This is a genomic window from Streptomyces sp. NPDC029169 (genome assembly GCF_055563935.1).
This window is the reverse complement of record NZ_JBVHXA010000019.1, coordinates 1-12870: the sequence shown is the minus strand read 5'-3', so window position 1 is coordinate 12870 and position 12870 is coordinate 1. Positions and strand designations below refer to the sequence as shown.

General features: G+C 71.8%; 10 protein-coding genes. 3 read left to right on the top strand and 7 right to left on the bottom strand.

What is annotated here, in order from left to right:
* Positions 1-87: 87 nt before the first annotated feature.
* Positions 88-414 (top strand): ATP/GTP-binding protein, encoded by a 327-nt coding sequence (locus ACZ4VI_RS29050; RefSeq protein ID WP_468003979.1) that lies wholly within the window; start codon positions 88-90, stop codon positions 412-414.
* Positions 415-475: 61 nt separating this feature from the next.
* Here ACZ4VI_RS29050 and ACZ4VI_RS29045 read toward each other — a convergent pair whose 3' ends face one another.
* The 7 genes from ACZ4VI_RS29045 to mce all read right to left on the bottom strand — a co-directional run bounded on the left by ACZ4VI_RS29045 (position 476) and on the right by mce (position 10390).
* A complete protein-coding gene (locus tag ACZ4VI_RS29045) occupies positions 476-1285 on the bottom strand; it encodes an ABC transporter permease (RefSeq protein ID WP_468003977.1) in 810 nt (269 codons plus the stop codon).
* A complete protein-coding gene (locus tag ACZ4VI_RS29040) occupies positions 1282-2388 on the bottom strand; it encodes an ABC transporter ATP-binding protein (protein WP_468003975.1) in 1107 nt (368 codons plus the stop codon). The genes ACZ4VI_RS29045 and ACZ4VI_RS29040 overlap by 4 nt, the downstream gene beginning before the upstream one ends.
* Positions 2389-2539: 151 nt before the next feature.
* The gene (locus ACZ4VI_RS29035; protein ID WP_468003973.1) at positions 2540-3319 is read right to left on the bottom strand and encodes an ABC transporter permease; all 780 of its coding nucleotides are present in this window, start codon (positions 3317-3319) and stop codon (positions 2540-2542) included.
* Positions 3320-3322: 3 nt separating this feature from the next.
* Positions 3323-4288 carry an ABC transporter ATP-binding protein gene (locus tag ACZ4VI_RS29030; protein ID WP_468003971.1) on the bottom strand — a complete coding sequence of 322 codons (966 nt, stop codon included), beginning with the start codon at positions 4286-4288 and terminating at the stop codon, positions 3323-3325.
* Between the two features lie 106 nt (positions 4289-4394).
* Positions 4395-5333 (bottom strand): cellulose-binding protein, encoded by a 939-nt coding sequence (locus ACZ4VI_RS29025; RefSeq protein WP_468003969.1) that lies wholly within the window; start codon positions 5331-5333, stop codon positions 4395-4397.
* A 114-nt stretch (positions 5334-5447) separates the two neighbouring features.
* The gene (gene scy, locus ACZ4VI_RS29020; protein ID WP_468003967.1) at positions 5448-9761 is read right to left on the bottom strand and encodes a polarized growth protein Scy; all 4314 of its coding nucleotides are present in this window, start codon (positions 9759-9761) and stop codon (positions 5448-5450) included.
* 176 nt (positions 9762-9937) lie between these two features.
* A complete protein-coding gene (gene mce / locus ACZ4VI_RS29015) occupies positions 9938-10390 on the bottom strand; it encodes a methylmalonyl-CoA epimerase (RefSeq protein WP_468003965.1) in 453 nt (150 codons plus the stop codon).
* A 137-nt stretch (positions 10391-10527) separates the two neighbouring features.
* On the opposite strand from mce, the gene ACZ4VI_RS29010 reads away from it, so the two are divergent.
* Both ACZ4VI_RS29010 and meaB read left to right on the top strand, forming a co-directional pair.
* Positions 10528-11730 carry an acetyl-CoA C-acetyltransferase gene (locus ACZ4VI_RS29010; RefSeq protein ID WP_468003963.1) on the top strand — a complete coding sequence of 401 codons (1203 nt, stop codon included), beginning with the start codon at positions 10528-10530 and terminating at the stop codon, positions 11728-11730.
* A gap of 25 nt (positions 11731-11755) precedes the next feature.
* Positions 11756-12712, top strand: a complete 957-nt coding sequence (meaB, locus tag ACZ4VI_RS29005) for a methylmalonyl Co-A mutase-associated GTPase MeaB (protein ID WP_468003961.1) — start codon at positions 11756-11758, stop codon at positions 12710-12712.
* Positions 12713-12870 lie beyond the last annotated feature (158 nt).

Here is a 12870-nt window from a genome sequence, read left to right as displayed (position 1 = left end):
TCGGCCTGGCGGGTGGGACGGGCCACTCCGTCGCGGCCCGTAGGCTTGATGGAACGTTCCGTGCTCCCGGCCCCGTGAGGTGATTACGTGTCTCCGCGTCGCAACCGTCCCCATGGCGGTGAGAAGCCCGATCCTCAGGGTGATTCGGGCGACCGGTACGGAGGGTCGCAGCGCAGCGAGACCTGGCAGGGCGAGGAGTGGTTCGTCCGGCACGTCGCCGGCGCGAGCGCCCCCGGCAAGCGCTACCGCTGCCCGGGCTGCGACCAGGAGATCCCCGGCGGCGCCCCGCACGTGGTGGCCTGGCCCGAGTTCGGGGGAGTGGAGGACCGTCGCCACTGGCACAAGGCTTGCTGGAACGCGAAGGACCGCCGCACCACGAGGGTGCAGCGGTCCCGTAACGCGCCGAAGTACTGACCGGCGGTCGGATCTTGGATCCAATGTCCAGGATCTTGGATCCGATGGCCCGGATCCGCCGTCAGACGTCCCGGCTGTTCAGGAGGGCGTACGCGCCGCCCATCGCCGCGACCGTGAGAGCCAGCAGGATCCACACCGGGTCCCAGCCCGCGGGCCCGGACTGCGTCATCGCCGACTTGCCCGCGTACAGCGCGATGAGCTGGCTCGGGATCGCGTAGTCGAGGAGCCACTCCTGGACCTTGGCCAGCGACTCCGAGAACATGAACATGGCGGCCACCAGCGGCAGCAGCAGGATGCCGATCATGATGGTGATCGCGCCGGCCGAGTGCCTGATGATCGCGCCGATGGCCAGCGACAGCAGCCCGAGCAGCGCGACGAACAGCCCCACGCCGACCGTGGCCCGCAGCCACTCCGCGCCCGTCGGCTCCGCGGCGTCCACCATCGCCACCTGCGCCAGGGCGACCACCGTCGCGGTGACCGTGGTGATGGTGAAGACGAGCAGGAAGAAGATGATCGCCTTCGCCGTCAGCACCCGGGCGCGGCTCGGGCAGGCCGTCAGCGTCGTACGGATCATGCCCGTGCCGTACTCCGAGGCGACGGTCAGCACGCCCAGCGTGATCACGCAGATCGAACCGAGAAGCACACCGAAGAAGCCGAGACCGAGCGCCGACTCGCCCTCCGTGGACACCTGCGAGTTGGCCACGATGGCCGCGACGCCGAGGCCGATGCCCAGCATCAGCAGCACCATCACGCCCAGCGTCCACATCGTGGAGCGCACGGAACGGATCTTGGTCCACTCCGAGGCCAGCGCGTCACCGAGGTGCGCCCGGCGCACCGGGATGGGGGAGACGTACGAGTACGGGGTGGTCATCGGGCGTCCTCGGCGTTCGTGGCGTTCTGCGCAGGCTCGCTCTGCTGCTGCGTGGTGTACGGGTTCTGTCCGGGCGGCGGCGGGGCGTACCAGCCCTGCTGCGGCACCTCGGGGACCACCGGCTGCGGCGGCGCGGCGTACCCGGCCCCGTGGGGCTGCGGCGGCTGGAGATGCGCCAGCTGGTCCTCGGTGGAGCGGTAGTCCACGGCGCCCTGCGTCATCCGCATGTACGCCTCCTCCAGCGACGCCTGGTGCGGGGACAGCTCCCAGAGCCGTACGTCCGCGTCGTGCGCCAGATCGCTGATCCGGGGCAGCGGCAGACCGGTCACCCGCAGCGCGCCGTCCGGCTCCGACAGCACCTGGCCGCCGGCCTCGATCAGCGCGGCGGTCAGCTTCTCCCGCTGCTGCGGCTCGGTCTGCGGCGTCCGTACGCGGGCGAAGTCCGCGGAGTTCGCCGAGATGAAGTCCTTGACGCTCATGTCGGCCATGAGCTGGCCGCGGCCGATCACGATCAGGTGGTCGGCGGTCAGCGCCATCTCGCTCATGAGGTGGCTGGAGACGAAGACGGTCCGGCCCTCGGAGGCCAGCTTCTTCATCAGATTGCGGACCCAGAGGATGCCCTCGGGGTCGAGACCGTTGACCGGCTCGTCGAAGAGCAGCACCTGCGGGTCGCCGAGCAGCGCGGCGGCGATGCCGAGACGCTGCCCCATGCCCAGCGAGAAGCCCTTGGAGCGGCGCTTGGCGACGTCCTGGAGGCCGACGACCCCGAGGACCTCGTCGACCCGCTGGGCCGGGATCCCGGCGAGCTGGGCGAGCGACAGCAGATGGCTGCGGGCGCTCCGCCCGCCGTGCACGGCCTTGGCGTCGAGCAGAGCGCCCACCTGGCGGGGTGCGTTCGGCAGCTGCCGGAAGGGGTGGCCGCCGATCGTGACGTGCCCGGAGGTCGGCCGGTCGAGCCCGAGGATCATGCGCATCGTCGTCGACTTGCCGGAGCCGTTGGGGCCGAGGAAGCCGGTGACGGTGCCCGGCCGCACGTGGAAGGAAAGGTTGTACACGGCCGTCTTGGCGCCGTAGCGCTTCGTCAGGCCGACTGCCTCGATCATTCTCCAGCCCCATCGACAGGTCAGGTCGTCGGGGCCGTGGCCGATGGCCGGAACCCCCGTATGAGCTAGGAGCTTATCCAGCCGTTGACGGTTGCGCCCCCGCCAGAACCGTGACCTGACCGTTCCCCTCGCCCCCCGCGGGTCCCTTCCCCTACGCGTCCCGCTTCTTCATCACCACGTAGCCGCCGAGCAGCGCAGCCGCCACCCAGATCAGCATGATCCCCAGACCGCCCCAGGGTCCGTACGGCGCCCTCTCCGTGTTCATGGCGTCCGGAACGACCTGCATGATCTTGGATCCGGCCTGGTCGGGGAAGTAGAGCGCCACCTCCTTCGCCTTCGGGACCGCCGAGAGGATCTGCGAGACCAGGAAGAAGAACGGCACCAGGATGCCGAGCGAGAGCATCGAGGAGCGCAGCATCGTCGCCACACCCATCGAGAAGATCGCGATAAGACCCATGTAGAGCCCGCCGCCGACGACCGCCCGCAGGACGTTGTCCGCGCCCAGCGTCGTGCGGTGCTCGCCCAGCAGAGCCTGTCCGAGGAAGAACGACAGGAAGCTGGTCGCCAGACCGACGATCAGGGCGAGCGCCCCGGCCACCGTGATCTTGGAGAAGATGAAGGTCGCCCGCTGCGGGACGGCCGCGAGCGAGGTGCGGATCATACCCGAGCTGTACTCCGTGCCGACCACCAGGACGCCGAAGACCACCATCGCCAGCTGCCCGAGCACCATCCCGGAGAAGCTGACGAAGGTCGGGTCGAAGGTCGCCTGCTCGATCTCGGAGAGATCGTCGAAGGTCGACTTCAGCAGGGCGCACAGGGCCGCGCTCATCGCCACCGTCACCAGGAGCGCGCTCGCCAGGGTCCAGACCGTCGACGAGACCGTCCGGATCTTGGTCCACTCCGACTGGAGGACCGCCGATACCGCTGCCATCGCTCAGGCTCCCTTGGTGGTGTCGCCCCAGCGGGGGCCGGGCGCGTCCGCCGCGTGTACGTCGGTGCCGTGCGCGTGGTACTCGACCGCGGCGGCGGTCATCTGCATGAAGGCCTCCTCCAGGGAGGCGCGCTGGGAGCTCAGCTCGTGCAGCACGAGCCCGTTCTCCGCGGCCAGTTCACCGAGCTTCTCGGTGGTGGTGCCGTCCACCTCCAGCGTGCCGTTGCCCGCCTCGACGGCCGTGAACCCGTTGGCGTGCAGCACGTCCCGCAGCCGCTCCTGCTGCGGCGAGCGGAGCCGTACGTAGCTCCGCGAATTCTGGTGGATGAAATCCGCCATCGACGTGTCGGCCAGCAGTTTTCCCTGCCCGATCACGATCAGATGATCGGCCGTCAGAGCCATTTCACTCATCAGATGGCTGGAAACGAAGATCGTCCGGCCCTCGGCGGCGAGCGCCTTCATCAGATTGCGGATCCAGTGAATTCCCTCGGGGTCCAGACCATTGACGGGCTCGTCGAACATCAGGATCTCGGGATCCCCGAGCAGCGCCGAGGCGATTCCCAGGCGCTGGCCCATGCCGAGGGAGAAGCCCTTCGACTTCTTTCTCGCGACCGGGGTCAGGCCGACCAGATCGAGGACCTCGCCGACCCGGCTCTCCGGGATGCGGTTCGACTGGGCGAGGCAGAGCAGGTTGTTGTACGCGGAGCGGCCGCCGTGCATCGCCTTGGCGTCGAGCAGGGCGCCGATGTACTTCAGCGGTTCCTGGAGGTCGCGGTAGTGCTTGCCGTCGATCCGGACCGTTCCGCTGGTCGGATTGTCCAGATCGAGCATCATGCGCATGGTCGTGGACTTGCCCGCGCCGTTGGGCCCGAGGAAGCCGGTGATGACGCCGGGCCGTACCTGGAAGGAGAGATGGTCGACCGCCGTCTTCGTACCGAACCGTTTCGTCAGCGCCTCGAGCTCGATCATGCGTACCAACCTAAGGGCGCGAAAAACCCTCCGCCACTGGAATGGCGGAGGGTTTTGCGGGCGTTCGCGTTCCGGTTGCCGGTCCTGCTGGGCCGGGACGTTCCCGTTAGCGGGTCTGCTGGGCCGGGACGCCGCGGGTGGACGGCTCGTCGTCGATCGGGGAGCCGGCGGCCGCCACGGCGGCACCGGTCAGCGTCGCCAGCATCTCGCGGACGTTGGTCAGCTGGGCGTTGATCGAGTCGCGGCGGTTCGTCAGCGCCGCCAGCTCGCGCTCCGATTCCGAGCGGATCCGGTCGGCCTTGGCGTTCGCGTCGGCCACGATGTCCTCGGCCTGGCGCTGCGCGGTCTCCACCGTCTGGCGGGCGCGGCGCTCCGCGTCGGTACGCAGCTTCTCGGCCTCCAGGCGGAGCTGCTCGGCGCGGTGCTCGATCTCGGCGAGGCGCTTCTCGGCCTTGGCCTGACGCGAGGCCAGGTCGCGCTCCGACTGCTCCCGGCGCTTGGCCAGGTTGGTCTCGAAGTCCGCGGCGGCCTGGGCGGCCTTGGCGCGGGTCTCCTCGAAGAGGGCGTCCGCCTCCTCGCGCTTGGACTGCGCGTCCTTCTGCGCCTCGCCACGCAGCGAGTTGGCCTCGCCCTGCGCCTTCTCGACGATCCGGACGCCCTCGTCCTCGGCCTTCGCCTTGCGCTCGGCGGCGAACGACTCGGCGTCGTTGCGCACCTGCTGCGCGGCCGACTCGGCCAGCTCGCGGTGCTGCTCGGCGGCGCGACGGGCCTCCTCGCGCAGGTCCTTCGCCTCCTCCTCGGCGAGGCGGAGGATCTTCTCGACGCGGGCGCCGAGACCGGCGTACGACGGCTCGGCGTCGGAGACCTGGGCCTGGGCGTTCTGCGTCTCGAGGTGGAGCTCCTCGATGCGCTTTTCCAGAGAGGTGATTCGGGCCAGAGCACTGTCACGGTCGGCGACGAGCTTGGTAATGCGGTCGTCCACCTGACCGCGGTCGTAACCACGCCGCACGAGCTCGAAGCCGAAGGGGGAGGAAGTGTCGCTCATGGGGTTCCTGTCGAATGAGACCGGTGAGGTGTTAGGGGGAATCCTAGGGGCCGAAGCGGCGTGTCATCGAGCGGATGCCCGTTTGATCTGGAGAATGTCCAGCCTTTTGAGTGGCTAGCCATCGGAGGACTTGCCACTCGAACGTGTCGCCCCTGCCGAAACACCCGCCTTGACCCCATCCTTCGTCCCCACGGACGGTGCCTCGAAACTCTCCAACGCTTCGAGGACGTCCTGGACACGGGAGATCTCGGCATTGATGTCCTCGCGCCGGCGCACCAGCACATCCAGCTCGCGCTTGCCCTCGGAGATCATCTGCTCGGCCTCCGCCTCGGCCTCGGCCTTGATCTTCTCCGCCTCGCCGACGAGCGAGGCCTTCTTCTGCTCGGCCTCCTTGAGCAGCGCCTCGGCCTTCCTCACCGCGGCGATCCGGACCTTGCTCGCCTCCGAACTCGCATCGGAGAGCATCTCCTTGGACTTCTTGTCGGCGTCGGCCCGCTGCTCCTCCGCGGCCTTCACCAGCTTGTCGACGCGCTCGCCCGCCGTCTTCATCTGCTCGGCCGTCTCGCGCCGCGCCCGCTCGTGCAGCTCCTCGATCTCGCCCTCGATCCGGGCGCGCAGCTCCTCCGCCCGCTCCCTTATGGCCGTCGCGTCGCTGCGCGCGCCCACCAGGAGCTCGTCCGCGTCCGTACGGGCCTTCTCCACCAGCGAGTTGCCCTCGACCGTCGCCTCGGCCACGATCCGCTCGGCCTCCTGACGGGCCGCGCCGACCATCGTGTCCGCCTGCGACTCGGCCTCGGTGGTGGCGCGCAGCGCCTCCTCCTGGGCCTTCGCCATCAGCTGGTCGGCCTGCTCGGCCGCGTCCGAGCGGCGCTTGGCACCGGCCTCGCGCGCCTCGTCGAGCGTACGGTCGGCCTCCTCGCGCGCCTCGGAGCGCATCTGCTCCGCCGCGGCCTCGGCGTCCGCCCTGACCCGCTCGGCCTCCGCCCGGATCCGCTCGGCGGCCTGCTGGGCCTGCCCCACGTTCTCCGCGCCCTCGGCCCGCAGCCGCTCCGCCTCGTCGGCCGCCTCGGCCGTGATCCGCTCGGCCTCGCTCGTGGCCTCCGTGATGAGCGTGTCCGCCTGCTCGGCCGCGTCGGCGCGCCGCTTGTCGGCGGCCTTGCGGGCCTCGTCGAGGACCTGCTCGCCGTCCGCCCGGGCGGCGGCCCGCAGCGCCTCCGCCTCGGCCTCGCCCTCGGCCTTGACCTGCTCGGCCTCGGTCCGCAGCCGCAGCGCGTCCTGCTCGGTCGACTCGAGCAGCGCCACCGCCTCGGCGGTGATGCGCTCGGCCTCGCTCGTCGCCTCGCCGATGAGCGCGTCCGCCTGCTCGGCCGCGTCGGCGCGCCGCTTGTCGGCGGCCTTGCGGGCCTCGTCGAGGACCCGCTCGCTGTCGGCGAGCGCGGCGACCCGCAGCGCCTGGGCGTGCGCCTCGCCGTCCGTCTTCAGCTGCGCGGCCTCGGCCCGCAGCGCCTCCGCCTCGGCCGTCAGCCGCTCGGCCTCGCCCGCGGCCTCCGTGATGAGCGTGTCCGCCTGCTCGGCGGCGTCCGTGCGCCGCTTGTCGGCCGCCTTGCGGGCCTCGTCGAGGATCTGCTCGCCCTCGGTGCGGGCGAGCGTGACCAGCTCCTCGGCCTCGGCCGTGAGCCGCTCGGACTCCGTGGCCGCCTCGGAACGGATCCGGTTGGCGTCCTCCCGGGCGTCCGCGCGGGTGCGGGCCGCGTCCTGCTCGGCCGAGGCGAGCGCGTCGGTCGCCTCCGTCCGTACCCGCTGGGCGTACTCGGCCGTGTCCGCGCGCAGCTTCTCCGACTCGGAGATCGCGTCCGCGACCGTCCGCTCGGCCAGCGACTTCGCGGCGTCGGTCTCCTCCTGGGCGCGCTCCCGGACGCGGTTGGCGTCCTCGGTGGCCCGCTCCCGCTCCTCGTACGCGTCGGCGCGGACCCGGTCCGCCTCCTCCTGCGCCTCCGTACGGGTGCGCTCCGCCGCGTGCTCGGCCGCGCTGCGCAGCCCGGCGATCTCCTCCTCGGCCTGCTCCTGGAGGCCGGCGACGGAGTCCCGTACCTCCTTGGCCGTCTGCTCGGCCGCGGACACCATCTCCGTGGCCCGCCGGTCCGCCTCCTCGACCAGGCGCTGCGCCTCGGTCTGCGCCTCCTCCACCCGCTTGCGGGCGGAGGCGAGCAGTTCCTCGGACTGCTCGCGGGCGTGCTCGCGCTCGCGGTCGGCCTCGGAGCGGGCCGACTCCAGCGTCTCCTCGGCCTCCCGGCGCCGCCGGTTGGCCTCCTCCTGCGCGGCGGCCAGCGCCTCGGCGGCCTCGGCGGCCACCCGCTCGGCGGCGGCCGCGGCCTCGGCACGGACCCGGTCCGCGGTCTCCTGGGCCTCCGACTTCAGCCGCTCGGCCTCCGTCGCCGCCTCCGTCCGCAGCCGTACGGCCACGGCCTCCGCCTCGGCGCGTGCCGTCGACGCGTCCGACGCGGCCTCCGTGCGCAGCCGGTCGGCCTCCTGCTCGGCCTGTGCCTGGAGCGTACGGATCCGCTCGGCGGCCTCGCTCCGCAGCCGCTCGGTCTCCTCGGCGGCCTCGCGCCGGAGCCGCTCGCTCTCGGCACGGGCGTCGGTCAGCGCCTGCTCGGCGCTCTCGACCCGCGACTCGGCCTCGGTGTGCAGCCGGGTCAGCTCCTCGGCCGCCTCCTCGCGCCGGGCCCGGGCGGCCCGCTCGGCGTCCTCGCGCAGCTCGGCGGCGGCCTTCTCGGCCGCCTCCTTGACCGCCTCGGCCTGCTCCTCGGCCTCCGCGCGCATCCGCTCGGCCTCGGCGCGGGTGCGCTCCAGCGTCTCCTCGGCCTGCGTACGCAGCGTCTGGGCGCGCTCCATCGCCTCCGAGCGGACCCGGTCGCCCTCGGCGCCCGCGCTCGCGCGCAGCTCGTCGGCGTCGGTACGGGCCTTGGTGAGCAGCTCCTCGGCGGTTCTGGCCGCCTCCTCGATCTGCTGGAGCGCCTCGCGCCGGGCCTCGCCGCGGATCTTCTCGCCCTCGGCGATCGCCTCCGCCCGCAGCCCCTCGGCCTCGCCGCGTAGCCGTCGCGCCTCCTCCTGGAGCTCGACGGTCTTGGCGCGGTACTCCTTGGTGTCGTTCTTCGCCGTGCCCAGGAACTCGTCGGCCTGCTCCTCGGCCTGGGTGCGCAGCCGGTCGGCCTCCGCCTCGGCCTCGCGGCGGATGCGCTCGGCCTCCTCGGAGGCCTTGCGGGTGGTCTCCTGGGCGTCCTCGGACGCCTTGGTGAGGACCTCCTCGGCGGTACGGGCCGCCTTGGCGAGCGCGGCGGCGGCGTCCTCGGCCGCGACCGTACGGGCCTTGTCGGCGGCCTCCGCCATCAGCTTCTCGGCCTCGGCGTTCGCCTCGCGGAGCTTCTCCTCGGCCTCCGCCTTGAGGGTCTCGGACTCCTTCGTCGCCTCCGCGACGAGCCGGGCGATCTCCGCCTTCGCGGTACGGGTGCGCTGCTCGTTGACGGACTCCGCGGAGGACAGCTGCCTGGCGGCCGCCTCCTTGGCCTCGGCCAGCGCCTTCTCGGCCTCCGCGCGGGCCTCGCGGAGCCGGACCTCGGCCTCCTGCATCCGCTGCTCGGCGGCGCGGGACAGCTCGGTGGCCTGCTGACGGGCCTGCTCGGTCTCGACGGTGGCGGAGGACCGCAGCTGCTCGGCGTGGCTGGTGGCCTCCTGCGCCTGCGTGGACGCGGCGTTCAGGAGCCGCTCGGCGTCCTTGCGGGCGCGCAGCAGAATCGCTTCGGCCTCGGCACGGGCGGCCTCCGCCTCCGAGCCGACGCGGTGCCGGGTCTCCTCGGCGAGCCGGGTGGCCTCCGCGCGGGCGGCGGCGAGGGCCTGCTCGGCCTCGGCGCGGGACTCCTCCATGAGGCGGCGGGCCTGGGATTCCGTACGGGCGCGCAGCTGTTCGGCCCAGGCGACGTTCTCGTTGACGTGCGCCTCGACGGTCTGGCGGCGCTCCGCCAGCTCCTGGTCCAGACGCTGCCGGCGCTGGACGGCCTCGGCGTGCAGCTCGGCCTGGAGCCGGGCCTGGTGCTCGGCGTGCTCCTGGAGGATGCGCTGGGTCTGGGCGCGGGCCTCGCGCAGCTCGCGCTCGGCGTCCTGGCGCAGCTGGTCGGCCTGGATCTGGGCGTTGCGCAGCAGCTGCTCGGCCTGGTAGCCGATGTCCGCGCTGTCGTAGGCGGGGCGGGACGCGATGGTGCGGCGCGCCTCGTGGAGCTTGGCGCGCAGCACCTCGACCTGGTAACCGAGGTCGTCGGCGTGCTGGACGGCCTTCTCCCGCTCGGTCTTCAGCCGGTCCATCTCGGCTTCGAACCGCGAGAGATGGTCGTCTTCAGCTCGGTGGCTCTCCTGGTGTTCGTAGCCCCGCACTGCGCGGTCCCATCCGTCCCCTGGTCGCAACACTCCAAACGAGCACCGTTCCCCGGAGAACGGCCCCCCGGGGAATCGTGGCAGATCGGATACCCCGACTTCGACGCCGCATGGCATGCGGCACCGACCGGCCCCGGCCCGGAGTCGCCCACTCTACCGGGCCAGGAATCCGGAGGTCAGTGCTCCGCTGAGGAGTGGTCGCCCGACGGCTCGGCCGACGTGACCAGTTCGGTCAGCACGCCGTGGCAGTCCTTGGGGTGGAGGAAGGTGATACGGGAGCCCATGGAGCCGATCCTGGGCTCGTCGTACAGGACCCGGACGCCCTTGCCGCGGATGGCCTCGGCGTCGCCGTCGACGTCGGCGGTGCCGAAGGCGATGTGGTGCACGCCCTCGCCGTTCTTCGCCAGCCACTTGCCCACCGCGGAGTCCTCCCGGGTGGGCTCCAGGAGCTGGAGGTACGAGGCGCCGCCGTCCGAGGTCTCGTTGATCTTGAGCATGGCCTCGCGGACGCCCTGCTCCTCGTTCACCTCGGAGTGGAACACCTCGAAACCGTAGGTCGCACGGTAGAACTCGACGGTCTTGTCGAGGTCGAAACAGGCGATCCCGATGTGGTCGATTCGCGTCAGCATTCCTCCAGTGCAGCGCTAGGGGGATGGTTACGCAACGTGCGCGCCGTCACACTGGATGCCCGGTGACCTCGTGCGGCACCGCTCAGTACATTGGCGGTAAACCCTCGTTCACTCCTCATCCCAAGGGGCTGTGCCTCATGTCTGGAACGACCGGTACCACCTCAGTGATCGTCGCGGGCGCCCGTACGCCCATGGGACGGCTGCTCGGCTCCCTCAAGTCCTTCTCCGGCGCCGACCTGGGCGGCTTCGCCATCAAGGCCGCGCTCGACCGGGCCGGGATCGGCGGCGACCAGGTGCAGTACGTGATCATGGGGCAGGTGCTCCAGGCGGGCGCCGGCCAGATCCCCGCCCGCCAGGCCGCCGTCAAGGCCGGCATCCCGATGAGCGTCCCGGCGCTCACCATCAACAAGGTGTGTCTGTCCGGTCTGGACGCCATCGCGCTCGCCGACCAGCTGATCCGCGCGGGTGAGTTCGACGTGGTCGTCGCCGGCGGCCAGGAGTCGATGACCAACGCCCCGCACCTGCTGCCGAAGTCCCGCGAGGGCTTCAAGTACGGCGCGATCGAGATGCTCGACTGCATGGCGTACGACGGTCTGACCGACTCCTTCGAGAACATCGCCATGGGCGAGTCCACGGAGAAGCACAACACCCGCCTGGGCATCAAGCGCCCCGAGCAGGACGAGATCGCCGCGCAGTCGCACCAGCGTGCCGCCGCCGCGCAGAAGAACGGCATCTTCGAGGCCGAGATCACCCCGGTCGAGATCCCGCAGCGCAAGGGCGAGCCGGTCGTCTTCTCGAAGGACGAGGGCATCCGCGCCGAGACGACCGTCGAGTCGCTCGGCAAGCTGCGCCCGGCCTTCGCCAAGGACGGCACCATCACCGCCGGCACCTCCTCGCAGATCTCGGACGGCGCCGCCGCCGTGGTCGTGATGAGCAAGGCGAAGGCGCAGGAGCTGGGCCTGGAGTGGATCGCCGAGATCGGCGCCCACGGCAACGTGGCCGGCCCGGACAACTCGCTGCAGTCGCAGCCGTCCAACGCGATCCAGCACGCCCTGAAGAAGGAGGGTCTGGGCGTCGAGGACCTCGACCTCATCGAGATCAACGAGGCGTTCGCGGCGGTCGCCGTGCAGTCAATGAAGGACCTGGGCGTTACCCCGGAAAAGGTGAACGTCAACGGCGGCGCGATCGCCCTTGGCCACCCGATCGGCATGTCCGGCGCCCGTGTGGTGCTGCACCTGGCCCTGGAGCTCAAGCGGCGCGGCGGCGGTGTCGGCGCGGCGGCGCTGTGCGGCGGCGGCGGTCAGGGTGACGCTCTGATCGTTCGCGTACCCGGCAAGTAACCCACCCAGGCAAGGAGCTCGGCACATGGTGGACGTCCCCGAACTGGTCGCCCAGGCACGGGAGGGCCGGCCGCGCGCCGTGGCCCGGCTGATCTCGCTCGTGGAGGGGGCGTCCCCGCAGCTGCGCGAGGTGATGGCGACCCTTGCGCCGCTGACCGGTGGTGCGTACGTGGTGGGCCTGACGGGCTCGCCGGGCGTGGGCAAGTCCACGTCGACGTCCGCGCTGGTCGCCGCGTACCGGCGGGCGGGCAAGCGGGTCGGCGTCCTGGCCGTCGACCCCTCTTCCCCCTTCAGCGGGGGAGCGCTGCTCGGCGACCGGGTCCGGATGTCGGAGCACGCCTCGGACCCGGGCGTCTACATCCGCTCGATGGCGACCCGTGGCCACCTGGGCGGGCTCGCCTGGGCGGCGCCGCAGGCGATCCGCGTCCTGGACGCGGCCGGCTGCGACGTGATCCTCGTGGAGACGGTGGGTGTGGGGCAGTCGGAGGTGGAGATCGCCTCTCAGGCCGACACGTCGGTGGTGCTGCTCGCGCCGGGCATGGGCGACGGGATCCAGGCCGCTAAGGCGGGCATCCTGGAGATCGGCGACGTGTACGTGGTGAACAAGGCGGACCGGGACGGCGCGGACGCGACGGCCCGCGAGCTGAACCACATGCTCGGCCTGGGCGAGGCGCGCGGTCCTGGCGACTGGCGCCCGCCGATCGTCAAGACGGTCGCGGCGCGCGGTGAGGGCATCGACGAGGTCGTCGAGGCCCTGGAGAAGCACCGCGCGTGGATGGAGGAGCACGGGGTCCTGGCGGAGCGCCGCCGCTCGCGCTCGGCGCGCGAGGTGGAGACGATCGCGGTCACCGCGCTCCGCGAGCGCATCGGCGACCTGCACGGCGACCGCCGCCTGGACGCGCTGGCGGAGCGGATCGTGGCGGGCGAGCTGGACCCGTACGCGGCCTCCGACGAACTGATCGCGAGCCTGACGGGCAACTAGCTCCGGCAGGAAAAGTGTGGGGGGGGGGGGGGGGGGGGGGGGGCGCCCCCCCCCCCCCCCCCGGGGGGGGGGGGGGGGGTTTTCCCTCCCGCCCCCCTTCCCACCCCCCCCCCCTCCCCCCCCCTCCCTCCCTCCCCCTCTCCCCCCCACCCGCCACA